Genomic DNA, 25,784 nt, shown 5'->3' with positions numbered 1-25,784 from the left:
TTTAACCTCGTTGTCACAAATGTAAGGATTTCGATTCATCTGGCAAGTTACTAGATGAATTCATTTGCAAAATTGTTAGCACTCGCCGGGGAACAGTGCGAGTTCGCCCCGTCTTAACTTCCCCGACATCCCGCGAAACTATGCTCTCAGTACGTTCGTACCCAGGTTGACCCCCATGCCGAAAAACACGCCTCCTCCCTCCGATCCTTCTGCAGCGCAGCTCAAGCCGCAGGATGCATCCACTCCCCAGCCCGTTTTCGCGCAGCCCGAGCCATCGCCCGATCCCACCGGATTTAAAACGCCGGTGACCGATCAGAAGGATAAAGAAATTGCGAATCTCGAGCCGGTGCCGCAACCTGTCGGCAACGCCGTGGAACCGGTCCTCACGCTGGCGCAGGTTTACGGCGACCAGGGCGCGGCGAAGACTGCAGCCATTCAGAGCGCGGGGCAGATTGTGTTCCACTCGGTCGGCGATACGGGAAGTGTCGACGGGCCCTCCACGCAATCGCTGGTTGCGGACAAGATGGTGTCAGATTTCACGGAGGACGATGACGCCGATGTTCCGTCGTTCCTCTTCCATCTCGGCGACGTAGTCTATTACTTCGGCGAAGCGACGTATTACTACGATCAGTTTTACGAGCCTTATCGCTCCTATCCGGCGCCGATCGTGGCCATGGCCGGCAACCACGACGGCGTAGTCTATTCGAGCGATTCGGCTCCGACGCTGGAAGCATTCTTGAATAACTTCTGCGCACCGAGCCCGGTGGTCACGCCCGATGCCGGCGGCCTTTCGCGCACTGCGATGATTCAGCCCGGCGTCTATTTCACCTTCGACGCGCCCTTCGTGCGGGTTCTCGGACTCTACAGCAACGTGCTCGAAGACCCCGGCGTCATCTCGGATGAGAACGGCTCGAACACGGTTCTCGATCAGCGGCAGGTGGCATTCCTCACGGCGGCATTGCAGCGCATCGTCTCCGAAAAATATGTGGGCGCGGTGATCATCGCCGTGCATCACCCTCCCTTCACCGGCGGCACCGATCACGGCGGCAGCCCGCAGATGCTGGCGGATATCGACAGCGCCTGCACCGCCGCTGGCTTCTGGCCGCACGCTGTGCTCTCGGGCCACTCGCATAACTACCAGCGCTACACGCGGACGGTAAACAATACCGAGACACCCTACATTGTTGCCGGATGCGGCGGACATTCGCCGCTCTCCACCATACGCGGCACGTATCGCACGCCGTACACGATCGACGACACGCTCACGCTCAACAGCTACGACGATACGGATTATGGTTATCTTCGCCTGGTGGTGAACGCGGAAACTCTGACCATCGAGTTCCATCCCGAGGCCGATGGCGGCGTAACCAAGACACCCGATGACACGGTCACGGTGAATCTGTCGACACGCGCACTCAGCTAAGCAAAGCTTCCTCTATTAAACGGGGCACTCTCCACGGGTGCCCTGTTCTTTTTCGCGATCACACGAAAGTGGGAGGCGGCAATAGCGCGCTCGTTCGCGCTTTTCACTGAAGTGTTATGGATCGATGATGCCGCGCGGGTGATCCTGATGGCGTTACAGGCAAGGTTCTCAGCTTTCGACGCAGCCCTTTGACGAACAGGCTCACGCGGGGTGACAACCTCATTGGATCCGGAAACGGTCCGCCAACCCTGGCAGTCTCCAGGTGATACAAGGCATTTGAACTACTGACGTCCCGGGCTTCGGCCCGGGTTTTTTTCTTTGCAATGAGAACAACTCTGTGACCACACGACCGACCTTGTGAACGATCACAGGTTCATCAGGTTTTATCTTTGGTGTACTCACACAAAAGGGGCAGTCCTGGCTGCTCGTGATCAAGGTGCTCCCGCGGTTACAATTTCCTCAAGGTGAAGGATGGCTTGACTCCGCGGCATCGCGGCAAGACTACTTCAACCGATAAGGCATCCAGCAAGTTGCAGGTACATCTACGTGCTTCTGTCTGGCTTCGCTGGAGAGCTTCATGACGGGAACTACCGCACCAATTCGGCCATCTTACGGAAAAACCTTTCGCTGCATCGGCACAGCTTGCGAGGACACATGCTGTCACGGCTGGACCATTCCGATGGACAAGGCCACTTACGAGAAATATCAGCTCTTTCCGGAAGAAGATCTTCGCGCGCACGCCAAGCAGCACATCTCGCGCAATTCCGGCGACGTCAGCGACACGCTATATGCTCGAATCGATCTGAATGAAGCGAAGAATTGTCCGTTTCTCACCACGGATCGCCTCTGCGGCGTGCAGCAGAAACATGGCCCGGAATATCTCTCGACAACCTGCTCCATCTATCCGCGCGTCCTGAATAACGTAAACGACGAGATCGAGGTATCGCTCTACCTCTCGTGTCCGGAAGCGGCGAGGCAGGTCCTGCTCGATCCGCAATCGATGCAGATGGGGGATGGGGATTCTTCTTCGTATTTCCGGATGGATCAGTTTTCCAAGCTGGCGGGCAATGGCGACGGCTTGATCCATAAGCCATATGAATATTTCGCCGAGATCCGATCCTGCATCGTGGCATTGCTTCAGGACCAGGGCAGGCCGCTATGGCAGCGCGTTTTCCTGCTGGGGATGCTGTGCAAGCGCCTGGATGGGCTCGCGACCACCGCAGACGACGCAACCGTGCCTCAGATTCTTAACGACTATCGCAACATCCTTGCCACTGGCGCGCTGCGCGATCAGCTTGAAGGGATGCAGGCGCAGCCGGCCGTGCAGCTCGATGTCGTGCTGCGGCTCGCCGATCTGCGCATACGGGAGGGGGCCAGTGGCCAGCGCTTCTATGAATGCTTTCGGGAGTTTGCCCAGGGCGCGGGCTACACGCCGAATGCCACGCCTAACGAGTATGCGGGGCATTACGTCGAGGCCGAGGCAAAGTATCTGCGGCCCTTCTTCGAGAAGCATCCGTTCATCATGGAGAACTATCTCCTGAACTATGTCTTCCGAACCTTATTCCCATTTGGCCGCGAGGCGAGCGCCCACTTCACGCCCCAGAGCATCTTCGGCGAATACATTCTGATGGCGGCACAGTACGCTGTGATTAACGGCCTGCTCATCGGCATGGCTGGGCATTATCGCGAGGCGTTTGGAACCGATCATCTGATCAAGCTGGTGCAATCGTTCTCGAAGGCGGTCGAACACAATCCTTCGTATCTCAAAGAAGTTGGCGACTTCATTCGTGGTCGAAGCCTGGATAACATTCAGGGCTTGGCCATTCTTCTCAAGAACTAGCCTTCAGAGCAGCCCGCGGATTTGCTTTCTTCGGAATAGGAATGAGCAGGCGTTTGGCTCCGCAAAGAGCAACGGCCCACGAATTCGTGGGCCGTTGTTTGTCGCGCAGATTGGTCTAACGATTGCTTACTGCACCTGCCCGATGTACACACCGAAGGGCGGCAGTTGCACCGCGTCGAGCGATGCCGGATCGCTGCTGCCCGGAGTTTTCATCAGCGTCTTGGCGTTCTTGCTGGTGATGCCCTGTGCGGATAAATCGAAGCTCACCTTCTGCGGCTGTGCGGTGAAGTTACAGGCTACGACTACAGCCGGCTGTCCCTGCGCCTGGCGCAGCCACATCAGGACATTGTTGTTGTCGGTGTTGACCATCACATGCTGGCCGTCGCGGATGGCAGGGTTCGTCCGGCGAAGCTCGATGAGCTGCTTGTACCAATTCAGCATCGAGTCGTAGTCGGAGACCTCGGTCTGCACATTCGCAGTCTTATAGCTGGACGGAATAGGCAGCCACGGCGTGACGCCATCTTTAGCGAAGCCGGCGTTCGAGTCGGAATTCCACTGCATGGGAGTGCGCTCGCCGTCGCGGCCCTTCTCCTTGGGCCAGCCGGTGATGCCGATAGGATCCTTGACCTGATCCTTGCTGGTGGGCGGCGTGGTGACCATGGCGATCTCGTCGCCGTAGTACATCATGGCCGTGTCGCGCGAGGCGAAGAGGACGGTGGCCAGCATGCGGCCGATGTCCTGGTTATGTGTGCCGTCGCCATAGCGGTCCCAGCGAGGATTGTCGTGGTTGTCGAAGACGAAGAGCGGCTCATTGCCGTTCAGCCCTGTTTCGGCATCGCCGATGTTCTTGCGGAATTCCGAAACGTCGAGCTTGTTGATGAAGCCCACCTGCATGTCCATCGGAAGGTCGAGCGCGTCGTTATGCTCGCCATAGAGACGGCGAAGGTCGGCAATGGAACTCACATAAGTCTCACCGATGAGTACGACCTTGCGGCCTTTAGTCTGGTCGGCGGTCTTGCGCAGCTCAGCCAGCACGTCGTTTACCTTGGGCAAGTTGTCGGTCTTATCGGTTTTTACTTCCTTGTCTCCGTAGGCATTGATCTTGATATTGCCATTCGCATCCTTCACATAGTCTTCGTCGGAGAAGGTTGGATCTTCGAAGAGCGACGTGATCGCGTCGAGGCGAAAGCCGACAACTCCGCGGTTGATCCAGAAGCGCTCCACGTCATACATGGCTTTGCGAACCTGAGGATTATCCCAGTTGAGGTCGGGCTGCTGAATGTAGAAGCGGTGGTAGTAATACTGATGAGTACCGGGATCCCATTGCCAGGCGGAGTGACCAAAGACCGACTCCCAATTGTTCGGAGGATTATTCGGCGGCTCGCCACCAGCCTTGCCGTCCTTCCATACATACCAGTCGCGCTTGGGATTGCTCTTCGAGCTCTTGGATTGTATGAACCAGGGATGCTTGTCCGAAGTGTGGTTGAGAACCAGATCCATGATGATGCCGATATTGCGCTTCTTCGCTTCGGCAATCAGATGATCGAAGTCCGCGAGAGTGCCGTACTGCGGATCGATGTCCTCATAGTTGGAGATGTCGTATCCAAAATCGACCTGCGGTGAGGGATAAATCGGAGTCAGCCAGATCGCGTCTACGCCGAGGGTCTTGAGATAGTCGAGGCGCGAGGTGATGCCATTCAGATCGCCAATGCCGTCGCCGTTCGAATCCTGGAAGCTGCGCGGATAAATTTCATAGATGAGCGCTGACTTATACCAGGCTGGATTGGTGGTGAAGGCCGGAGCTTTTCCGCTTGCACCTTCCGCCTTGGAGGTGGCCTGACCGGGCATGGCGGGCGTGAAGGTGGAAGCGAGAGCGAACGCAATCGCAGCGCCCGCGATCCTGGTGCGGATCGTATTCATCGAGGTATCCTCCCAAATCAAATTGATCGTACGTCGCCGCTCTTACCGGACAGCGTCTGCAGCAAGGTAACACATTGGTGCGGGGATGGTCAGGATGACCAATGGCTAAGATTCTCGAGAATACGATGGCGCGTTTCGACGCACGACGTAATCTCATGCGTTGATAAAACGCGCACTCGCGCAGATGGCAATTGTTATTCAGGCGCGCTCGACAGGCATGTAAGCCGACGACGGTAGCTTGACCTTCTGAGCGCTATTGCGGTGGACGAGGCTGCGATGGCGGCGACTGGGGTTGCGGCTTTCCTTGTGTGTTCTGGTCCTTAGTCTGGCCCTTATCCTTGTGGCCGAAGTCGAGACCGAAATGCGGATCGGAGTTGGTTCCGGTTACGGAGATAGGAACCTCGGTGCCCGCTCCATTCTTCGAAAAGTACGGATCGGCAAGTTTGAGGAGCACGGACTTCCATCCCGTGACCATCTGCGACACCTTGGCATCCATGCGCGCCGTTCCATGGAAATCGAACTGCTTGCCGTCGAGTGTATAAATGCCAGTCATGGAGATATGCGCACCGGGCACAGCGTAGCGGAGATCGCTGAATGAGAGCTTGCTCGCGTCGAGATCGAAGTTGCCCTGCATCTGGGAGATGGCGTTGGCCGCAGGTCCGCCCTTGGATTCCTGCGCCGCTTCCTGAGCGCGTCCCTGACCGCGCAAGCTGAGTTGGTCCACCTTGCTCTGCACTTTGTCGTTGGTGAAGTGGACGCCGTCGATCTCAAAACTTCCTTTGAGACGCAGCTTGTCGGCGACGCGAACTTTTCCGGGAGGAAGATAGAACTTGGTGTGCATCACCAGCGAGCCGGTCATGATCGGCGGCTGCGTCTTCACGGCAAGCTGCAGCATATCCTCGATGCGGGCGTGATCGACCGTGACGTCGAGCGTGATGTTATGGCCCTGACCACCGGGAGCGCGAACGACATCTCCCACGGCAAGGATGTGCGAGTGACCGAGCGTTGCGTCGACCGGCTGAAGATAGGTGTCGCCGTTGGTGCCGTCCACGATGGCGTGGAACCTGGTATGCAGCGGAACATCGTGCTTGGCGGTGTCGAGCTGGAAGTTTGGCGTATCGGTTTCGCCATCGACGACGATGCGACTGAGCGCTCCCACATACTTACCTGTCGAGGAGAGCATGCCTCCGATGCCCTTGATGGTGCTGAGGTCGGCATGGCTGAAGGTATACGTGCCACTGATGGGAGTGTCGCCGGGGCTGGCCGTGTCATAGGGACCGAAGCTGCCCGTCGAGTCGATGTTGCCGACCGGCTTGGGATTGGTGAGGATGGCGTGAAAGCGCATCGGCTGACCGGTTCCGACCGAAGACATGCGCAGGCTGGCGATATCGAACTCCAGCGGAACCTTGCCCGGCTTGTCGGTGCCGAGGATGAGCGTGGCATTATTCACCACCAGCTCGTCGACGACGATTTCTATCTTGTGCTTGTGCGCCTCTTCGCCACGCTGATTCAACCTGGGCATGTCGTGGCGCTGGTTTTTAGGAGGCATGTTGATGCCGAGACCGGAAACCTGCACCTGCCCGATATGCATGGGGGTCCGGAAGAGATCGCGCCAGCCAGTGCGGAAAGAAAATTTGTCGGCGGAAAAGAGCGGCTGCTGCATGTCGAGCTTGTTGGGATAGAGTTTGAGTCCTCCGCCCGTCACTTCGAAACCGCGGAAGACGGAGACATCGAAACTTCCGAGTTCAACCCGGCTGTCGAAACGAGTGGACAGCGTATTGATGACGCGGCCGCGCAAAATTGGCAGGGCGCGGTGGAAATAGATATCCGCCGTGATAAAAAGCCCCGCCGCAATGAGCACGGCGATGAAGGCTATCCACACGAAAACACGACCCACGCGACGCTTCCGGCGAGGACTGGAAGGGATGTTTTCAATTGCGGGATCGCCGCTTACGGATTCCGGTCTATCAGCCAATCAGCTTTCTCTTTCTTTCTTCTGCCAAGGCTACTTCTATATCAACAGGCGAGCAATATTGCTTAGAAGCACAAAATGCCTATTGCGTTGGTTTACCATGCTTCGGAAGAGAGCGGGAGGTCAGCCGTGGCAAAGAAAACTGTAGTCGGGCTGGGCGAGCTGCTCTGGGATCTACTGCCATCTGGCTCCCAATTAGGCGGAGCGCCGGCAAACTTCGCCGTGATGGCCTCACGGCTGGGAAACCGCGGGGTGATCGCCAGCCGGCTGGGCGTGGACGAGTGGGGCGCCCGAGCGCACGGGATTTTAAGCGAGCTGCCGGCGGATATTTCCTTTCTCCAGACGGATACCGCCCAGCCTACCGGCACCGTCGGCGTGAAGATTGTCGAAAACGAGCCGCATTACGTCATCCACGAGCCGGCAGCATGGGATTACCTGGAATGGTCGGCGGAGTGGCGCCAGCTGGCGGCTCAGGCTGATGCCGTATGCTTCGGCTCGCTCGCCCAACGCGCCGAGACATCGCGGGAGACGATCCGTCAATTCGTGGCAGCGACGCGACCGGACTGCGTGCGCGTGTTCGACGTGAACTTGCGCGAGCCCTTCTTTTCTGTGGATGTAGTTGCGGAATCGTTGGCCGCTGCGACCGTTTTCAAGCTGAATGAGTTGGAAGTGCCGCTGGTGCTGGGCATGCTTGGCTCCGATCTGCTCCCTGGCAAAAACGAAGACGATCTGCGCATTGCAGCCGAGTGGTTGCTAACGCAATATCCCCTGAAATTGGTAGCCGTCACAATGGGCGCGGCGGGTAGCCTGCTGGTTACGCCCGAGGCCGCGCATCGGCGGCAAGGGATTCACGGATCCGTGGTCGATACGGTCGGCGCCGGCGACGCCTTCACCGCGGCCCTCGCCACCTCCTATCTTGCGGGTGCAAGTTTGGCGCAGATGAACGAAGCAGGCAATCGCTGGGGTGCGTGGGTGGCATCGCAGTCCGGTGGGATGCCCGAGTTGAGTGCGGAGACGCTGGCAGAGATTCAGAGGAGGATCGCCGAGGTTTAACGCACAACCTCTGCATTCCCCTCCGGCAAGATTGTCATCGTTGCGCGAAAGTTGTATCGTCTCGTGATCGATGGCTCATTTTCTTTCTCCTCAAGAACGGCGCGAGCTAGGACGTGCTCGGCGCAAGCAGATAGCACGACAGGATCATGCGCAGTGGCGGCCGGAAGCCCGCAGGCATAAGCCCGTAGTGCTGATGGAAGAATCCATGCGCGGACGGGTTCCGCAGCTGGTGACACTCAAGTATGAGCGCATGCTGGAGTCGCCCTTCGGATACTTTCGCGGCGCAGTGCCGGTGATGGCCGCGGATCTGGCGACGCTCGCGAACACTGGCATCGTGAACCAGATTTGCGGAGACGCGCATGTGCGCAACTTGGGCGCATTTGCAGGCCCTGATGGCCGGCTGGTCTTCGACATCAACGACTTCGACGAGACGACGCGTGCCCCCTTCGAGTGGGATCTGAAGCGGCTGGCTACCAGCCTGGTGCTGGCTGGGCGAGCGATGAGCGCCAAGCGCGGCGCATGCGATGCGGCAGTGACGGCACTTGTGATCCGCTATCGCAAATTTGTAGATATGTTCGCGCGCATGCCTGTGACCGAGGTAGCGAAGTACCAGGTGCATCGGCTGCAACGGATTACGCCCGTGAGCAAGGCGCTGCTGAAGGCGGAGCGCAGCACGCCCATGCACACGCTCGAGCAGCTCACGGAAGCGCCCAAGGAGCCAAATGGCAAGCGGCTGTTCAAAGAAGAAAGACCTCTACTTACGCATGTGAGCTCTCAAGTGAGACGAGCGGTGCTGGGATCGGTGGTGGAATATGGACAGACTCTGCAGCCGGAGCGGCGGCATTTTCTTGCGCAGTACCATCCCGTCGACGTGGCCTTTAAAGTCGTGGGAACGGGATCGGTGGGGCTGCGCGATTACGTGGTCTATCTTGAAGGCAATGGCTCGACGGATCCGCTCTTTCTGCAGGTGAAGGAGCAGCCGGGATCGGCCTACGCCGGCTACGTGAACCAGGAATTCCTGGCCGCCCATCAAGGCCAGCGCGTAGTCAACGGCCAGCGGGCGATGCAGTTCCAGTCAGACCCATTCCTCGGCTGGACAACGATCGCCGATCGTCACTACGAAGTTCGCCAGCTCAACGACCACAAGGCAAGCATCGAAATCGAAGACCTCGAAGGCGCCGGTCTGCTCGAGTATGCCGAGATGTGCGGCGAGCTCCTGGCTCGCGGCCATGCCCGGTCGGGCGACGCCTGCGTGCTGGCCGGATACCTGGGCACTGGGGAGAAGTTCGGTGAGGCTCTGGCGTCGTTTGCGAATGCCTATGCCGACCAGACGATCAAGGATTGGGAAGAGCTGAAGGCGGCGCGAAAATAAAAGAACGGCGGTTATGCGACGCGAGCGCAGCGACTCCGCGCTCGCAGCAAATGCGAACCGGCTGCGTTCACCCCAATCGAAGAAACGGTGAAGAGGGATTTTTATTCTCTGCACCGCCAAGCAGCCATGTATGGCGATTCACCATCCGAATACGAGGCCAACACAACCCACGAGGCTGGTTTCATCCGCATCGAACTTACGAGGAGCCTTATGAATCGGATTCGCAAAGCTATCGCACTCTCCACGCTGGCTATGACCTTGGCTGGCGGATATGCAGTCGCGCAGGACCATCCAGACCACCACGATCACCCCTATGTCCGCCACGATGAGTGGAAGAAGGGCGCTCGCATCAACCGCGAGGATTGGAACCGCGGCGCAGCCCTGGACTATCGCCGCTATCACCTGAATGCTCCGCCGCGCGGTTACGAGTGGCGCGAGGTCGACGGCAATTATGTATTGGCTGCCGTCGCAACCGGAGTGATCGCCTCAGCTATCGTGGCTTCCACCATTCACTAACATCGATTCGCAGCGAGCACGGCCGCCGGAACGTAATGTCCGGCGGCCTTCGTTGCGATTGGACTCCTGCACCTCTATCGAACATTCCAACAACGACAGAGATTGGGAAGCGATCTCGCCGCGCGTTTTCATCGGAATCGCTCTGTCCGTGGTTGCTCGCCCCTCGCCCGCTAAAATAGCTATATGTTGCAACTTTCTGGGGCTGGGAAGCGGTTTGGTCACAAGCTGCTGTTTGAGGGCGCGGATTGGCTGATCACAGCCGGCGAAAAAACTGCTTTGGTCGGAGCCAATGGCACCGGCAAATCCACGTTGATGAAGGTGCTGGCCGGCGTCGACGGGCTCGATTACGGATCTATCCAACGCACCCGCGGCATGACCATCGGCTACCTGCCACAGGACGGCCTGGCGCTCTCCGGGCGCACGGTCTTCGACGAATGCCTGTCCGTCTTTGCCGAGCTCATCGCCATGGAAAAAGAGCTGGAGGCGCTGTACACAGCTCTCGCCGAGCTCGATCCGGAGAGCCCGGAATATGCGACGGCGGCGGACCGCTTCTCGCACATCGACTCGCAGTTTCACGCCCACGATGCCTATGCACTCGACGCGCAGGTGGGCACGGTGCTGACGGGCCTGGGATTCTCGAAGAATGATTGGACGCGGCGGACAGAGGAGTTCTCCGGCGGCTGGCAGATGCGCATCGCGCTGGCAAAATTGCTTCTGCAGAAGCCCAGCCTTCTGCTGCTGGACGAGCCGACCAACCATCTCGATCTTGAAACGCGCAACTGGCTCGAGACTTACCTCAAGACCTATCCAAACGGATACATCCTCATCTCGCACGACCGCTATTTCCTCGATGTGACCGTCGACAAGATCGTCGAAATCTGGAACAAGCGGCTGCATGTTTATCACGGCAACTACGAGAAGTATCTTTCGCAGAAGGCCGACCGGATGGCCCAGCTGCAATCGGCGTACAAGAATCAGCGCGACCAGATCGAGCATCTGGAGGCCTTCATCACGCGCTTCCGATACCAGGCCACGAAGGCCAAGCAGGTGCAGAGCCGGATCAAGGAGCTCGACAAGATCGAGCGCATCGAGATTCCCGAGGAAGAGCCGGCCATTCACTTCAGCTTTCCGCAGCCTCCGCCTTCGGGACGCACCGTGGTGGAGTGCTCAAACCTGTCGAAGAGCTATGGGCCGAAGAACGTGCTCGAGAACGCGAACTTCACCATCGAGCGCGGCGATCGCATCGCCCTGGTCGGAGTGAACGGCGCGGGCAAATCGACTCTGGTGCGGCTGCTCTCGGGCGAGGACACGCCGACCAGCGGAGTGTTGAAGCTGGGGCATAACGTGATTGCCGACTACTTCGCGCAGGATCAGTACAAGGTGCTGGACCCCGAGGCGCGCATGCTGGATGACATCAGCCGCACGGCCCCGAAAGTTTCGGAGACCGAGCTGCGCAGTCTGCTGGGATGCTTTCTCTTCTCCGGCGACGATGCGTTCAAGCGGCTGGGCGTGCTCTCCGGCGGCGAACGCAACCGCTACGCGCTGGCGCGAATCCTGGTGAGCCCCGCGAATTTTCTGCTGCTGGACGAACCGACCAACCACCTCGATCTCCGCGCCAAGGACGTGCTGCTCAACGCCATTAACAAGTTCACCGGCACCGTGATCTTCGTCTCGCACGACCGCTACTTCATCGACCGGCTGGCCACGCGGGTCTTCGAGGTCGCCGACGGCAAGGTGCATGTCTTCCCCGGCAATTATGAAGATTTCCTGTGGCGCAAGGAGGGCGGCGCCGAAACACTGCAGGCGGCAACAATGGCTGCCGCCGCTCCCGTAGCGGTACCGGTCGTGCCCGTAGCGACGAATGGAGCTTCTTCCAACGGCAGCGCGGAGAAGGACAAGGCGCGCAAGGTAAATCCGATCAAGCTGAAGCAGATGCAGGAGCGGCTGTCCGTGGTGGAAGTAGAAATGCCGCAGATCGAGACCGCGATCGCAGAGACAGAGACTGCTCTGGGCAACTTTGTGAGTGTGGAGGAGACAGCGCGCCTCTCGAAGGTGCTTGAGGGACTGCGCGAGATGCATACCTCGCTGACCGGCGAGTGGGAAGAGCTCATGGTGCAGCTGGAGGAAGCTTGAATGGCGGATCGCTAAGGTCCGGTTCGCTAAGAGGCGGCTGGCGAAGAACCGGTTAGCGTCGATTCATGCCTTCCGCCGTCACGAAAGCGGGACATGGGGCACCCGGCGGTGGCTTCATGACAAAGGTCTGGTGAAAAACTTGTTCTCACTCATTCTTGACGCTGTACTCGTTGGCGGAGTTCAGGCCATCTTCGCAACGTGCGTGACCACAGGCCTTCTCGTCACGCACCATAAAGGAATTGCGGATCCCATCACTCTTCTGTATTCCGTGGCACTTTTGATCCTGACCAGCTGGATCTGTGCATTGGTTTTCTATCGCAGGCTGAAGCAGGTCAACACGATCGCGGGACAAAAAATAACCTTTTCTCCTTCGTTGCGGATGTCCTACTGCGGAATCTTGAACTGCATATTTGGAGCCATTCTGTTTCTCGTGATCGTAGTCGTGGACCTGATGCCTTAACACGTAGAGGTCGCCTCCTGTTCTTCCGGTGGGGTTGCTTTGCCGAGAACGAACGCAAATAAATCCAGGGAAACACTGCCTCAAATATCGCTGGCCGAACTGTTTTCTTTTCCAGTCAAGTTTCGCTTTGGTTTTTTTTGCGCCAAAAGCGCGGACGCCCGGACGGCGAGTCCTGCAATAATTGATAGTGATGCCATCTCTTTGGAAACCTGAAAACTGGTCCGAGCGGCTTGCCGAGCTCGAGGCGCGTGTTGGCGATTTGAAAGAAGTGCCGTTGCGGCGCGATGTGCGCTCGCTGGGCATGCTGCTGGGCGAGGTGCTGCGCGAGCAGGCCGGCGATGAGCTCTTCGAAAAGGTCGAGGCGCTGCGTCTATCGGCGATCCGGCGGCGCGAGGCACAGGCCGATGGCTCTCTGGTCGAGGCCGACAAGCTGCTGCAGCTGGCAGTCCTCGACGCGAACGCAATGCCTGTGGATACGGCGTATTACCTGAGCCGGGCCTTCGCGTTCTATTTCGAGCTGATCAATCTGGCGGAGACCAACCACCGCAAGCGGCGCAGGCTGTCGCTGCAGCTCAGCGGGGACAAGGCTGCGCAGCGCGGGTCGCTGCGTGGAACCCTACGCGCCATGCGTCAGGTGGGCATCTCTGCGGACGAGGCGATCGAGTGGCTGCGCAAGATCTTCATCGTCCCGGTATTCACGGCACACCCAACAGAGATTGCGCGGCGGTCTGTGCTGACTAAGCGCCGCCGCATCGGCGATTTTCTGGAACAGCTGGACCGCATTCCGGTTCCCGACGAAGAGCTCGTGGCGCTCGAAGCCGCCCTGACAGCAGAGATCACCGCGTTGTGGCAGACCGATGAGGTGCGCAGCAGCCGGCCCAAGGTTGCCGACGAAATCAAGATGGGGCTCGATTACTACGAGGTCTCCATCTTTGAGACGCTCCCTTCGCTGTATCGCGAAATCGCGGCAGCACTGAAGAGCGAGTACGAGTTCGATATCGATCTCTCCGAGCTGCCTTTGATGCTGGGCTTCGGCTCGTGGATCGGCGGCGACCGGGACGGCAATCCCTTCGTGACCCCGGATGTAACGCGCGAGGCAATTGCTGACGCGCGCAAGCGGCTACTGTCCTACTACGACGGCCGCATCCAGCTCATCATCGATCTGCTGACCACATCGGCGCAGCAGCTCCCCATCAGCGCGGAGATGCAGGCCAAGCTGGATTCGTATCTAAGCCAGTTACATACTGGATCGACGCCGATCTTCGGCCATCACTTTCAGTTCGAGCTCTACCGGCGATATATGGTCTGCGTGCATGCGCGGCTGCTGGCGACAGCGGGCAAGCCGGCTCCCGACCAGGATTCGCTCGAGGCAGTCCTGAGCGCCCTGCCCGCCTACTGCTCGGCCTTCGAGTTCCAGACTGATCTCGAAATCCTGCGCCGCAGCCTGGCGGAAAACAACGGCCTGCGGCTGGCGCAGACTCTGATCGATCCGCTGATCCTGCTGGTGCGAACCTTTGGACTGCACCTGCACACGCTGGATGTACGGCAGCACGCGCGTGTACACAAGAAAACGCTGGAAGAGGCATCGGCGTGGTGCGCGGGCAATGCCGCCACCGTGGCCGGCGAGCTGAGTGCGGAGAGCCGCGACGTGATCGAGACGATGCGGACCATCGCCGAGGTGAAGGCTAGCTGCAGTCCGGAGACGATTCGCCAATACGTCATCAGCGGCGCGGCCAGCGTCGATGATGTTCTCGCCGTCACCTGGCTGGCGCGGCTGGGCGGCGTAGAGGTTGCGGGCAAAGAAAATGAATGTGGCGGAGATCCCGGCCTGATGCCGGTTCCCCTGTTCGAATCTATTGAAGACCTGCGCAATGCGCCGGCGGTATGCCGCGAGCTTTGGAATATGCCGGAGTATCGCAAGCTGCTGGCCAGCTGGAACAACACCCAGGAGGTAATGCTCGGCTACTCCGACTCGAACAAAGACGGCGGCATGCTGACCAGCACCTGGGAGATCTTCCGCGCGCACCGTGCGCTGCACGAAGTAGCGCGCGAGTGCGGCGTGCGGCTGCGGCTCTTTCATGGTCGCGGTGGAACTGTAGGTCGCGGCGGTGGTCCGACGCACCGGTCGATCTACTCGCAGCCGGTGGGAGCATTCGAAGGACAGATTCGCATCACCGAGCAGGGCGAGGTGCTGAACTGGAAGTACTCCGACGTGGTGCTGGCCGAGCGCAATCTTGAACTCATGATCGCGGCCTCGCTGGATGCGCTGGCCCGTCCGAACGCCCGCGACCCGCATGGGCACCAGTCCGGCGTGCTGCTGCCGGAGTGGGAAGCGGCATTCGACCAGATGTCCGCCTCGGCATTCGACTTCTATCGCGCCAACATCATCGACGACCCCGAGGTGCTGCACTACTTCGAAGCCGGAACTCCGGTAAGCGAACTGGAACACGCCAAGATCGGATCGCGTCCCGCCCGCCGCGGCGGACGCATGAGCTTCGAAAGCCTGCGCGCGATTCCCTGGGTCTTCGGATGGACGCAGAGCCGGCAGCTGATTCCCGCATGGTTCGGCGTTGGATACGCCATCGAGGAGTACGCCAAGCAGCCGGGCGGAATGGAGCTGCTCTGCGCGATGATGGATGAGTTTCCGCTGTTTATCGATCTCATCCGCAATGTGGAGATGGCGCTGGCTAAAGCCGATCTGGGCATCGCCGCACTCTACGCTTCGCTGGTGCAGGACGAGGGTCTTCGCGAGCGCGTCTTCACCAAGGTGAAGACGGAGTTCGAGCGGACGCTGAAAGCAGTGCTCGCGGTGACGCGCCAGAAAGAGTTGCTCGAACAGAATCGGGTACTGGCGCACTCCATCCGACTGCGCAATCCGTATGTCGATCCCATGAGCCTGATCCAGGTGGACCTGCTACGCAGGAAGCGCGCCGGCGAGGATACTCCGGAGGTCAACCGCGCAATCTCGGGAACCATCAACGGAATCTCAGCGGGATTGCGCAATACCGGCTGATCACTTTCGCTCGCCTCGCTACCAAATCGAAATCGGTGGCAGAAGGATTCCAGAATGGGATCTTCTGCCGCCGATTTTCTGTCTTGACCGTGTCGCTCCCTCTATATCCGGCTTATGCTCGGCGCTTGAGGGAGATTTTTCATGCGGGCTGGGACGGAAGCAGAGGGCATCGAGAAAGTATTGGGGCGTTTTCAGGCCTGGAACAGCGATAGAGAATTCAAGACCGGCGCGCGGGAGTCCAAGCTACCCAAAGATGGGGTGCGTGAAATCTCCTACGAAGAGGCGCTGGAGTCGAGTCGCTATCGCTGGAAGAACCACGGCAACGTTCCAGCCGCCACACACCGGGAGCCGGCGTTTTCCGAGCCTGCCGGCGATGGATCAGCCGCCGCAGATCCCGAAGGCCCGAAGACGCCACCCATAGCAGCAAGGCCTGAGCCCTCGTTGCCGGCTCTTACACACGCAGCGACTGCGCATCCTCGAAGAACTCCGCACAAGCCGCAGGCCTTTCGCACCGCTCTGGCGCATTCGGTTGGGGCCGGGGCGATTGGGGGCTTGCGGGCCGGAAGCGGCGAAGAGCGTCAGGTTTCGATGACCACTCGCGTGGGATCTTCCGAGCAGGCGCTGATCAAGATACGCGCCGCCGAGGCAGGGATCTCGGTATCCGCTTATCTCCGCCAATGCGCACTGGACGTGGAGGTTTTGCGCGCCCAGGTACAACAGTTCATGGCAGCTGCCGCGCGCAGCCGTCTCGCCGAGCTCCCCGAGCCTTCGCGAATCGCAATGCCAGTCGTCAACGGGGGATGGTTTTCGCGATGGCAGCGCCGTATCTGGGGTGCAAAGACGACGCAGCTCTCGCTAAAGGCTTAAGAGCCGCTGCAGATCACAGAATGGTTCGATAGCCCGCGTAGACAGCTTCGAAGACGCTGTCCCATGAGGCGTGGCGGGCGTGCTCGCGGGCGTCGATTCGCATCTGGCGGTGCCGGTGCGGGTCGCGGAGAATCGTGGCAGCGGCCGCGGCGAAGTCTTCGTCCCGGGCGACGAGGCCGGTTTCTCCTTCGCGGATGATCGAGGAGGGTCCGCCGTCGGGAGTTACAATCGCCGGCACTCCCGAGGCCAGCGCTTCGAGGACCACGTTGCCGAAGGTGTCGGTGTGGGAGGGAAAAACAAAGATGTCCATATTCGCGTAGGCACGAGCCAGGGCTTCGCCGCGCAGCACACCGGTAAATTCTGCACCCGGCAGCTTCTGGCGGAGCCATGCTTCTTCCGCACCGTGTCCAACGATGCAGAAGCGGAAGTTTTGTAAACCCAGAGCAGTAAGCCCCTGCTGAACCGTTGCCAGCAGAGCCACATTCTTTTCAATAGAAAGGCGGCCGACAAAACCTAGAACATAAGCCGTGTCCTGCGGTGAACGGTCGCGGTGTGCGGGCGAAAAAAGCTGGGTGTCGACTCCGCGCTGCATGAGATAGCAGGGCCGGCTGGTATGTCTTTCGAGCAGCCGGCAGAGGCCGAGATTGGGCGCGAAGAGGATGCGCGCCAGGGCATAGAAGCGCGCGCTGGCCAGCAGTGCGAGATGCTCGATGGTATCCGCTGCTGCCTGCTTGCGGCTGGCTGGCAGACGGCGCACAAACCAGTTGGCGCGCTGCGCCGCATACTCGTGGACGTTCGTATGCCAGGAGGCGGCCAGAGGCAGGTTCAGATAGTCGGCAAGACCGGCGGCCAGCATGCCGTTCTCGCTGGGCCCGGTGATGTGAATGATATCGGGACGGAACTCACGCAGGGTGCGGACAATCGCGGGCAGATGGCGCAGGTAGCCGGGATCGAAGCTCAGATCTTTTTCGAGCGCAAAGGAAAGCAATCCCCGCGAGAGCTCGAGCGTGGTCAGCTCTTCTTCCCGGACATAGCGAGGCTCACGCTTACCGGCGCGTATGCAGAGGAAAGGTAGCTTGCGGCGGCGCGCGAATGCCTCAAACTGACGGCTGGTGTGAGCGACGCCGTTGATCTCGTGATAGGAGTCGGGGAAGTAGGCGACTCGCGGAGCGACCATAAGGACAGGGTATAGGGTGCAGGGGATAGGGAGTAAAAATTGACGACGGCGATTAGGGATCTGCCGTCAAAATGAATGCTGAGCGACGAACAGACTGTCGCGAATGCGGTAGTTTACAGCCTTATTGTTTAGTCGCTCTTGTTCCGGCCGCTATCGTTCCATCGCCAGGTGTTTTGCTAATCCCTCAACCCTATCCCCTATACCCTGCTTTTAGAACGCTTCTTCGCCGAGGGCGAAGCGCGGCTCTCGCGACTCGCTCCAGGCCATGCGCAGGCTGCCCGAGATCGGCCGGCTGCCCATCACGCGGACCGCACCGGTAATCCAACGGAGATGTCTCGGAACGCGGCCGTCCGCAGGCCACAGGTCGATCAAGGGACGAATGACCCCGTTGGCATCCGGATGGAAGACGCGCTCATCCCAGGTCCGCGATCCCTGCGGGAAGTCGGGATAGCTGCGAATGGCATCGAGTGTGGACTGCAGAATCCGGTGCTTCCAGGGCTCGGCGTACTGCGGCATGAAGAGCACGTGGCTGCGGTCCTCATAGCGAACCTCGTGGACAAACTCGGTGAAGCTCGATGCATTCGAAAGGTTAATGTTGGCATTCGGCTCCATGCCGTGCCGGTCGCCGCCGGAGATCAGGAGCTTATTCCAGGCCTTGGCCATCTGCTTGACTTCGCGATTTTCCTGCCAGCTGCGGAGCCCGTTCAGCTCAAGGGCGTGCATGAACTGGCCATTGATCGTCATGAAGTCCTGCACCCGCTGCCGGAACTTTTCCTTCCCGATGGTGTAAAGATCCCACATCGGGTGATTGAAGATGATCAGCACGTTGGGCAGGGCATGCAGCGCGGCCAGAATCTCAGTCAGCTTGGCTTCGTCGGGCGTTGCAGTGTACTCCTCGAAAGTGCGCATCCACGAAGCGCCGGTTTCGCTGGGCAGATTGTGAATACCGAGGTGAAAGGACTGGTCGCCGCCGAAGGGCGCGCTCCACTCGACCGATACCGGGATGTGACGGGCAGAAGCTACGGTGCGGAGCAGCATCGGCGCGCTGATCGTGTCATGGTCGGTGATCGACACCAGCGGCATGATGTTCAGCTTTTCGATCTGGCGGCTCTCCAGGTCGAAGGCCAGGCGGGGCGTAAGAGGCGGAGCCCAGTAGCCGGCCGAATAATTGATGGCAATCGAGTAGCGCTGGATAGCGCGGGCTTCGCCGATGGCGATCAGCTTGCGAACCCAGCTGTAGCTGGCGCCGAAATTCGCCAGGAAGTCGAGCGTTTCCTTGGATTGGTTGGTGTGGCTGTGCAGGGATATACCGGTCGTGTACTCACGCGCGGAATCCGCGTCCTTCCAGAGGTACGAGAGGCGACGTAAACCAGCCATAATTTGTCTCCGAGGTACGGCTGCGTCCAGTATCGCGATGCACCATGAATGCGGCATTACTGGAGAAACAAAGGAGCTTCAAAATAGCCCGGGTACCCGCTGAGGTAACGGTACTACAAGGAGGCATTTAGGAGCGAGTTCTGGCAATTTCCGGGGATACCGCCGACTCGTCCTCAATGTCAGGTCGAATGGCCTCCGGCTCCAGGTGATTTCGGGTCAAACCATCGCGAAGCATCTCGAAGGCCTGATCGGGTGTATCGGCGAATTGAAAGAGATCGCGATCGCGGGGAGAAATGGCTCCCTTGTCCACCAGCACATCCAGATTCAGCACCTCTTTCCAATAGGAGGAGCCATAGAGGACGATGGTGATCTTTTTGGCCAGCTTCTGGGTCTGCGACAGGGTCAGAATCTCAAACATCTCGTCCAGCGTGCCGAAGCCTCCCGGAAAGACGACCAGCGCCTTGGCCAGGTAGGCGAACCAGTACTTGCGCATGAAGAAGTAATGGAATTCGAAGTTGAGCGACGGCGTCACATAAGGGTTGGGGCACTGCTCGAAGGGCAGCCGGATGTTGAGGCCGATGCTCTTGCCGCCCGCCTCATAGGCGCCGCGGTTGGCCGCCTCCATAATGCCCGGACCGCCGCCGGAGGTAACCACGAAGCGATATCGGCGGGATTTCAAGGCCTTTGACCATTCGGTCAGCAGGTAGGCAAGGCGACGGGCGTCCTCATAATAATGAGCCATTTCGACTGCGGCCTCGGCGCGGCGGCGGCTGAGCTCGCTGGCCGTTCCCTGCTCCAGTTCCGGTTGCGTGGCAGGCTGCTCCTCCTGCGGAGCGGGCTCGACGGAGCCGGTATTTTCCAGCAGTAACAACTCCTGATGCGCTTCGTCCAAGGCCTGAAACCGCGCCGAGCCGAAGAATACGACCGTATCCCGGATGCGCTCGCGGCGAAAGCGGGCCAACGGCTCGGAGTATTCCGAAAGGATGCGCATGATGCGGCCATCCGGGCCATTGAGAAAGGCCGGGTTCTCATAGGCCAGGGGTGCGCTTTCGAGAGGCTTGGGAGGTTTGCGATTCATCTGCTCTTTAGCTTACTGCTTTCAGGAGGATCGCCGGAACGGCGGCTTGCAGGGAAAGCGCTTATCGGTCTTTGTATTGGATGGCGTCATGAATCGCGATCCAGATATTGAGCAGGCCGAGTCCCGAAACCAGTCCGCGGGCGATTCCGTTCAAGGCAAGTGGGGCCAGCTGGGGAATGACCACCAGCAGCCTGTTTTCGTCCCACATATGCAGCCAGGGCAGAACCAGGATGATGAGCCCCAGGTAGAGGCGAACGATCACCCGGACAAAGAGATCGAGGCGATGCAGCCATCGCGGAGGCGGAGGATTCACGCTCGGCGGGGCGCTGGGGAGAACTCGAGGCGGCAAATTGCCCGGCGCCTGCGACGAAAACAGATTCGGCTGCTGCGACATGCGATGGCTTGATTCTACCCGTTGCAGGGAACGCGCAACCTCTTCCGTAAGAATGTCTTTCCGAATTGGTGCCCCGCATTCAGGAAGCGGGACACCAATCGGATACGGCTAGGCAGTGGTCTGCTGGTTGCGCCGAGGCCGGCGGTTGGCTTGCAGCACCTTCTTGCGCAGGCGCAGCGATTTGGGGGTGACCTCAACCAGCTCGTCTTCGGCGATGAATTCGATGGCCTGCTCGAGGTTCATGGCGCGGGGCGGGGTGAGGCGGACGGCTTCATCGGATGACGAAGCGCGCATGTTGGTCAGCTTCTTCTCGCGGACCACATTGACGTCGAGGTCGTTGTCGCGGGAGTGCTCCCCGACGACCATGCCTTCGTAAACTTCGACTCCGGGCGCCACGAACAGGACGCCGCGATCCTCAAGGCCCTCGAGGGCGTAAGAGGTAGTCGTGCCGGTGCGATCCGATATCAGAGCTCCGGTGGGGCGCTGCGGAATCTCACCCTGGTAGGGCGTGTAGCCGTCGAAGATGGTGTTCATGACGATGGTGCCGCGGGTCTCAGTCAGCAGTTCGCTGCGCAGGCCGATGAGGCCACGCGAAGGAACGCGGAACTCCAGGCGGACACGGCCGTGACCGTGCATCTTCACCATCTCGCCCTTACGCGGTCCAAGGCGCTCGATCACCGTGCCGACGAAGTTGTCAGGCACATCGATGGTGACGTGCTCGACCGGCTCCATGGTCTTGCCGTCGATGGTGCGAGTCACGATCTCGGGACGGCCGACCATCAGCTCGAAGTCTTCGCGGCGCATCATTTCGATCAGGATCGCGAGCTGCAATTCGCCGCGGCCGAGAACCTTGAAGCTATCCGGGCTTCCCGTATCTTCCACCCGGATCGACACGTTCGTGAGCAGCTCTTTATCCAGGCGCTCGCGGAGGTTGCGCGAGGTGACGTACTTGCCTTCGCGGCCGGCCATGGGCGAGTTGTTCACCGAGAACTGCATGGCAATGGTCGGCTCGTCGATGACGATGGGCGGCATAGGCGAGGGGTTTTCAATCGAAGTAATGGTCTCGCCGATGGTGATGCCGGTGACGCCGGCAACAGCCACAATGTCTCCCAGCTCGGTCGCTTCGATGTCGACGCGCTTGAGGCCGCTGAAGCTGAAGAGCTTGGTGATGCGGATCTTCTCGAGATTGCCGTCGATCTTCGAGATATAAACCTCGTCGCCGGTCTTCAGCGTGCCGTTGAAGACGCGCGCGATGCCCAGGCGGCCGAGATAGTCCGAGTAGTCGAGGTTCGTGACCTGCACCTGCAGCACCGCGTTCGCGTCGCCCTTGGCGGTGGGGATGGTGGTGATGATCTGCTCGAAGAGCGGCTCTAGATTCTCGCCCACTTTGCCGATCTCGGTGGACGCGAGGCCCTGCTTGCCGTTGGTGTAGAGTACGGGGAAATCGATCTGGTCTTCGTTGGCATCGAGATCGATGAACAGGTCATAGACTTCGTTGAGGACTTCCTGGGGGCGCGCGTCCGGGCGGTCGATCTTATTGATCGTGAGGATGACCGGAAGGCCGGCTTCGAGCGCCTTCGAGAGCACGTAGCGGGTCTGCGGCAAGGGGCCTTCGGAGGCGTCGACCAGCAGCATCACGCCGTCGACCATCTTGAGCGCGCGCTCCACTTCGCCGCCGAAATCGGCGTGGCCCGGAGTGTCGACGATGTTGATTTTATGGCCCTTATAGAAAATGGCCGTGTTCTTGGCGAGGATGGTGATGCCGCGCTCGCGTTCGAGATCGTTGGAGTCCATCACGCGGTCGGTTACGGCTTCGTTGGCGCGGAAGGTTCCGGCCTGGCGCAGCATGGCATCCACCAGCGTGGTCTTGCCGTGGTCGACGTGGGCGATAATGGCGATATTGCGAATGGTGCTCACAGGGATTTCCTAATCTCTTTCGTTAACGTGCGCAGTGCCGGGGCACCGGTTTTGTGGTTCAGGCAGTCTTTGCCCGCGAGGCCATGCACGGGCCCATCGCCAGGCAACAACTTCCGGGGATGATCTTCGTCGATTACGGCCAACAGGCTGAGATCGATAGGAGAGCTGCCGGGCTGCTGCCAACTGCAAGAGGGAAAACGAAAGCTCCTGGCCAGTCTCTACCTGATAGTTTAACAGCGGCGCTGGAATTACTCGTATTTCAGCGATTCCACGGGGTCCATCTGGGCGGCACGATTGGCCGGGAGCGTTCCGAAGATGATCCCCACCGCCGTGGACGTGCCCAGCGCGATGACCACCGACCAGACCGAGATCGGCACGCTGTAGTCGGTGAAGACGCGCACAGAAACGGGCAAAGCGAGGCCTAGCAGGGTTCCGACAATGCCGCCGCTGAGCGAGATGAAGACCGCCTCGATCAGAAATTGCAGCTTGATCTCGCGTGCCGTGGCGCCCAACGCCTTGCGGATACCGATCTCGCGGATGCGTGAACGCACCGTGGCCAGCATGATGTTCATAATGCCGACGCCGCCCACCGCCAGAGTCACGGCAGAGACCAGCACCAGCATCACGGTGAGCGCATTGGCGATGGCGGCAGCGGTAGTCAGCAGCGAGGTCAGGGTCGTCGTCTTATAGACGGAGCTGGCCAGGTGCCGCACATGCACCACATTCACGATCTCGGTCGAGGCCTCTTCGACGTCATTGGGATCGCGGATGGAAAAGAATATCTGCTTCACATTGTCGGTGCCGGTGAAGTAGCGGCCTACCGAGTACGGGATCAGGATCGTTTCGTCTGCGATCTCCGATTGGCCGAAGGTCGGAACACTCTCCTTAAAGGTGCCGATGATCGTGAACGGGATGCCGGTGAGCTGGAAGCTCTGATTGATGGCGGCACTGGAGCTGCCGAACATCTCCTGAGCGAAAGCCTCGGTGACGACGGCAACTTTGGTATGGGTCGTCTCATCCTCTTCGTCGAAGAAGCGTCCGGAAAGGACGACAAGATCGCGAACATCCTTATATTGCGGGCTGACGCCGAGAACCAGGACGTCCTTGGCAATGCCACCGGGAAAGGTGACGCGGTCATGCATCTCGAGCATGGGCGACGAAAGCGCCACATCGGTGACCTGCTCGTCGACCGCGCGTTCGTCGTCCCGGGTGAGAAAATCGTTGCGGTATTCGTTGATGGCCCCGGCGCCGCCGCCCTGGTATTCGAGCATCACCATGTTGGTGCCGATCTTCTGCAGCTCGGCCAGGACGTACTGCTTGCCCGTGCTGCCGATGGTGAAGACCAGAATCACCGACGCCGATCCGATGACCATGCCTAGCGCGGTGAGGGCAAAGCGAATCTTGCTCGACCGGAAGCTGTCGATGGCCAGCCGGACGATCTCGCTGAACACCATGGTCCGCTTCGCGCTGTCGAGCGTGCGCTGAAACGACCTGCGGCTGCGGATCCGAAGCTTGGCGTCGGGCGGTGATATTTGCGTAGGCGGCATCGAATAAAGTGCGAAACAGTGCTTCTTTATCGATCCTACTCGCAGGCAGGAAGATTCAGAAGTGGGGACGCTCCCGCCGGGAAATTCTTCCAATTCCACGGGGATCATGATTCGTCATATCATGGTCCTAAGCCCCACCCAAACCCGCGGAGGGATGTGTGAGCGGTTGAAACAGGCGGTCTTGAAAACCGCTTTACCCGAAAGGGTAACGGGGGTTCGAATCCCTCTCCCTCCGCCAACCGATAAGCCATCTCTAATCATAAACATACGGGCTACCTTGAGGGTCGCGCTAATTCCGTATCGGCGTTTTGAATTATGAACGCCAAAGCGGTGCCGGCAGTCCCTGTCCGCACATGGGTATAAACTAAACTTGCCTTTGTGGCAGCCGCAAGGGCCGTCGCCTGAACGAGAAAGCCGGAACCGCCGATAGGCCAAGAAGAGGGTCGAATGCAGACCTCTCTTTAAGGTGTTGCCCAGAGTTGATTTGGGGTATATTGCATCTTTAAGAATGCTCATACCATCTGTCTAGTGTGGGTTGTCTACAAGGAGGAATTCACTATGGGGACAAGATCAGCCATGAACAACGACGGCATTGTAGATATGAATAACGACGGCATCGTAGACTAATCGGACGTGCAGCAAGCCGCTCCTTGCTCCCAAGAAGCACACAAATGGTTCAGCATATTCGGTGAACTGTGGCTTCAGAATTTGATCTTAGCGACGTCGGCGATCATTGCAATTTGGACTTTACGCTCAACGGCAAAGCAGGAGCGTAGGCGTGCCACGGTAGATAGTGTGCGCGACCAAATGAAAAATGAAGAGCTCATCAAGGCGCGGGCTGTAATTCGCCCACTCCGGCACGCGCCACTCGATTTCATCAATCTGGCCAGAGTGGGCAATGAAGGTGATCCTGTCCGCCAGGCCGTACTTACACTTCTAAATTCCTACGAGTTTATGGCTACAGGGCTTAGGGAAGGTGCTTTTGATGAGCAAACCTATCGCCGCATGTACGCCGTGAACGCACTGCGAGATTGGGCTTTCCTATTCCCCTTTATACAAATTCTTCAGGAACGCGTCGGTCCGACCGTTTATCGGGAATTCGCGATGTTGATTGAGAGATGGAAAGAGCACCCTTTGGATTGAAAGCTGCGCTTTCGATGGGCAGAGTCTTAACAAGTCCAGATCGGCGCGCTTCAATCCCAATTTCGCGCAACGAGCAAGCCCAACAAAATCATTCACACTCAACCTTGAGCGGCAGCCATGCGGCTTGTCCTTGGATTTGGCCGGCGGCGTCCCGGAACTGCCATACGGTCGCGTCCTCGATCCAAAACTTCTGCCCCGATTTCGCAATGCGTAAGCCTCGATACCCCGACACGAAACCGTGTCGAGCGACCAGGTCGAGAAACCGCTTGCGCTCCTCTCGCTCCGGCGCTTCGGCTGAAAGCCTCGAAGGCATGCCTATGAGCTCATCCCAGGAATACCCAAACCATCTCTGCGCAACCCGATTGCCGTAGATAAACCTGGGGTCGGCATCTGTGTTGTGCGCCAGGAGGCCAAAAGGAGCCTCCTCATAAAGCCAGCGAGCCGCCTCTTCAGATGGCATCGCCTTGGGTGAAAGTTCTTTGCCGGTCAACAGACGATAGCTATCGGTCATTCTCCCCAGAAGGGTCAGATCATACGGTGTGTTCATCAGATATCCAGCCATCTCAATCATAAAGAGGCGGC

At 59.2% G+C, this 25,784-nt stretch carries 18 protein-coding genes and 1 tRNA gene; 10 read left to right on the top strand and 9 right to left on the bottom strand.

Going from position 1 to position 25,784, the window contains the following annotated elements:
- Nucleotides 1-175 precede the first annotated feature (175 nt).
- Nucleotides 176-1,423, top strand: a complete 1,248-nt coding sequence (locus XX99_RS18255; RefSeq protein ID WP_156186065.1) for a metallophosphoesterase family protein — start codon at nucleotides 176-178, stop codon at nucleotides 1,421-1,423.
- A 577-nt stretch (nucleotides 1,424-2,000) separates the two neighbouring features.
- Complete coding sequence (gene fliB, locus XX99_RS18250; RefSeq protein WP_050060819.1) at nucleotides 2,001-3,263, top strand: flagellin lysine-N-methylase; 1,263 nt, start codon at nucleotides 2,001-2,003, stop codon at nucleotides 3,261-3,263.
- A gap of 126 nt (nucleotides 3,264-3,389) precedes the next feature.
- On the opposite strand, the gene XX99_RS18245 is transcribed toward fliB, so the two are convergent.
- Nucleotides 3,390-5,183: a glycoside hydrolase family 13 protein gene (locus XX99_RS18245; RefSeq protein WP_050060818.1), complete on the bottom strand. Its 1,794-nt coding sequence runs from the start codon at nucleotides 5,181-5,183 to the stop codon at nucleotides 3,390-3,392.
- A gap of 253 nt (nucleotides 5,184-5,436) precedes the next feature.
- On the bottom strand, nucleotides 5,437-7,080 hold the full coding sequence (locus XX99_RS18240) for an AsmA family protein (protein WP_050060817.1): 1,644 nt from the start codon (nucleotides 7,078-7,080) through the stop codon (nucleotides 5,437-5,439).
- 204 nt (nucleotides 7,081-7,284) lie between these two features.
- Between XX99_RS18240 and XX99_RS18235 the strand changes: the two genes are divergently transcribed.
- From XX99_RS18235 to XX99_RS18205, 6 genes are all read left to right on the top strand, one after another.
- Complete coding sequence (locus XX99_RS18235) at nucleotides 7,285-8,208, top strand: PfkB family carbohydrate kinase (RefSeq protein WP_050060816.1); 924 nt, start codon at nucleotides 7,285-7,287, stop codon at nucleotides 8,206-8,208.
- A 205-nt stretch (nucleotides 8,209-8,413) separates the two neighbouring features.
- Nucleotides 8,414-9,580 (top strand): DUF2252 domain-containing protein, encoded by a 1,167-nt coding sequence (locus tag XX99_RS18230; protein WP_231581474.1) that lies wholly within the window; start codon nucleotides 8,414-8,416, stop codon nucleotides 9,578-9,580.
- Between the two features lie 210 nt (nucleotides 9,581-9,790).
- Complete coding sequence (locus tag XX99_RS18225) at nucleotides 9,791-10,096, top strand: RcnB family protein (RefSeq protein ID WP_082125751.1); 306 nt, start codon at nucleotides 9,791-9,793, stop codon at nucleotides 10,094-10,096.
- A 183-nt stretch (nucleotides 10,097-10,279) separates the two neighbouring features.
- Nucleotides 10,280-12,229: a ribosomal protection-like ABC-F family protein gene (abc-f, locus tag XX99_RS18220; RefSeq protein ID WP_050060813.1), complete on the top strand. Its 1,950-nt coding sequence runs from the start codon at nucleotides 10,280-10,282 to the stop codon at nucleotides 12,227-12,229.
- Nucleotides 12,230-12,879: 650 nt separating this feature from the next.
- Nucleotides 12,880-15,702, top strand: a complete 2,823-nt coding sequence (locus XX99_RS18210; protein ID WP_050060811.1) for a phosphoenolpyruvate carboxylase — start codon at nucleotides 12,880-12,882, stop codon at nucleotides 15,700-15,702.
- A 141-nt stretch (nucleotides 15,703-15,843) separates the two neighbouring features.
- Nucleotides 15,844-16,569 (top strand): plasmid mobilization protein, encoded by a 726-nt coding sequence (locus XX99_RS18205; protein WP_050060810.1) that lies wholly within the window; start codon nucleotides 15,844-15,846, stop codon nucleotides 16,567-16,569.
- A gap of 13 nt (nucleotides 16,570-16,582) precedes the next feature.
- Here XX99_RS18205 and XX99_RS18200 read toward each other — a convergent pair whose 3' ends face one another.
- The 6 genes from XX99_RS18200 to XX99_RS18175 all read right to left on the bottom strand — a co-directional run bounded on the left by XX99_RS18200 (nucleotide 16,583) and on the right by XX99_RS18175 (nucleotide 24,059).
- Nucleotides 16,583-17,746 (bottom strand): glycosyltransferase, encoded by a 1,164-nt coding sequence (locus tag XX99_RS18200; protein ID WP_050060809.1) that lies wholly within the window; start codon nucleotides 17,744-17,746, stop codon nucleotides 16,583-16,585.
- A gap of 210 nt (nucleotides 17,747-17,956) precedes the next feature.
- Nucleotides 17,957-19,123 carry a PHP domain-containing protein gene (locus XX99_RS18195; protein ID WP_050060808.1) on the bottom strand — a complete coding sequence of 389 codons (1,167 nt, stop codon included), beginning with the start codon at nucleotides 19,121-19,123 and terminating at the stop codon, nucleotides 17,957-17,959.
- Nucleotides 19,124-19,250: 127 nt separating this feature from the next.
- A complete protein-coding gene (locus XX99_RS18190) occupies nucleotides 19,251-20,201 on the bottom strand; it encodes an LOG family protein (protein ID WP_050060807.1) in 951 nt (316 codons plus the stop codon).
- A gap of 61 nt (nucleotides 20,202-20,262) precedes the next feature.
- Complete coding sequence (locus tag XX99_RS18185) at nucleotides 20,263-20,595, bottom strand: hypothetical protein (RefSeq protein ID WP_050060806.1); 333 nt, start codon at nucleotides 20,593-20,595, stop codon at nucleotides 20,263-20,265.
- A gap of 108 nt (nucleotides 20,596-20,703) precedes the next feature.
- Complete coding sequence (gene typA, locus XX99_RS18180) at nucleotides 20,704-22,518, bottom strand: translational GTPase TypA (RefSeq protein WP_050060805.1); 1,815 nt, start codon at nucleotides 22,516-22,518, stop codon at nucleotides 20,704-20,706.
- A 242-nt stretch (nucleotides 22,519-22,760) separates the two neighbouring features.
- Nucleotides 22,761-24,059 carry an ABC transporter permease gene (locus tag XX99_RS18175; protein WP_050061144.1) on the bottom strand — a complete coding sequence of 433 codons (1,299 nt, stop codon included), beginning with the start codon at nucleotides 24,057-24,059 and terminating at the stop codon, nucleotides 22,761-22,763.
- Nucleotides 24,060-24,207: 148 nt separating this feature from the next.
- Between XX99_RS18175 and XX99_RS18170 the strand changes: the two genes are divergently transcribed.
- A tRNA-Ser gene (locus XX99_RS18170) sits at nucleotides 24,208-24,297 on the top strand.
- 395 nt (nucleotides 24,298-24,692) lie between these two features.
- Nucleotides 24,693-25,202 carry a DUF4760 domain-containing protein gene (locus tag XX99_RS18165; protein ID WP_050060804.1) on the top strand — a complete coding sequence of 170 codons (510 nt, stop codon included), beginning with the start codon at nucleotides 24,693-24,695 and terminating at the stop codon, nucleotides 25,200-25,202.
- Between the two features lie 88 nt (nucleotides 25,203-25,290).
- Here the strand turns inward: XX99_RS18165 and XX99_RS18160 are convergent, their stop codons facing one another.
- Nucleotides 25,291-25,749 (bottom strand): MEKHLA domain-containing protein, encoded by a 459-nt coding sequence (locus tag XX99_RS18160; protein ID WP_050061143.1) that lies wholly within the window; start codon nucleotides 25,747-25,749, stop codon nucleotides 25,291-25,293.
- Nucleotides 25,750-25,784: the final 35 nt, after the last annotated feature.

The sequence above is a fragment of the Silvibacterium bohemicum genome (assembly GCF_001006305.1).
GTDB classification, from domain to species: Bacteria; Acidobacteriota; Terriglobia; order Terriglobales; family Acidobacteriaceae; genus Silvibacterium; species Silvibacterium bohemicum.
Note: the sequence above shows the minus strand (reverse complement) of the source record. Positions and strands in the feature narration are given on the sequence as shown.

Excerpts from the sequence above, each read along its gene's own strand:
- XX99_RS18255 (WP_156186065.1), top strand. The coding sequence starts at position 176 with ATGCCGAAAAACACGCCTCCTCCCTCCGATCCTTCTGCAGCGCAGCTC.
- fliB (WP_050060819.1), top strand. The coding sequence starts at position 2,001 with ATGACGGGAACTACCGCACCAATTCGGCCATCTTACGGAAAAACCTTT.
- XX99_RS18245 (WP_050060818.1), bottom strand. The coding sequence starts at position 5,183 with ATGAATACGATCCGCACCAGGATCGCGGGCGCTGCGATTGCGTTCGCT.
- XX99_RS18230 (WP_231581474.1), top strand. The coding sequence starts at position 8,414 with ATGCGCGGACGGGTTCCGCAGCTGGTGACACTCAAGTATGAGCGCATG.
- XX99_RS18225 (WP_082125751.1), top strand. The coding sequence starts at position 9,791 with ATGAATCGGATTCGCAAAGCTATCGCACTCTCCACGCTGGCTATGACC.
- abc-f (WP_050060813.1), top strand. The coding sequence starts at position 10,280 with ATGTTGCAACTTTCTGGGGCTGGGAAGCGGTTTGGTCACAAGCTGCTG.
- XX99_RS18210 (WP_050060811.1), top strand. The coding sequence starts at position 12,880 with ATGCCATCTCTTTGGAAACCTGAAAACTGGTCCGAGCGGCTTGCCGAG.
- XX99_RS18205 (WP_050060810.1), top strand. The coding sequence starts at position 15,844 with ATGCGGGCTGGGACGGAAGCAGAGGGCATCGAGAAAGTATTGGGGCGT.
- XX99_RS18200 (WP_050060809.1), bottom strand. The coding sequence starts at position 17,746 with ATGGTCGCTCCGCGAGTCGCCTACTTCCCCGACTCCTATCACGAGATC.
- XX99_RS18195 (WP_050060808.1), bottom strand. The coding sequence starts at position 19,123 with ATGGCTGGTTTACGTCGCCTCTCGTACCTCTGGAAGGACGCGGATTCC.
- XX99_RS18190 (WP_050060807.1), bottom strand. The coding sequence starts at position 20,201 with ATGAATCGCAAACCTCCCAAGCCTCTCGAAAGCGCACCCCTGGCCTAT.
- XX99_RS18185 (WP_050060806.1), bottom strand. The coding sequence starts at position 20,595 with ATGTCGCAGCAGCCGAATCTGTTTTCGTCGCAGGCGCCGGGCAATTTG.
- XX99_RS18175 (WP_050061144.1), bottom strand. The coding sequence starts at position 24,059 with ATGCCGCCTACGCAAATATCACCGCCCGACGCCAAGCTTCGGATCCGC.
- XX99_RS18160 (WP_050061143.1), bottom strand. The coding sequence starts at position 25,749 with ATGAACACACCGTATGATCTGACCCTTCTGGGGAGAATGACCGATAGC.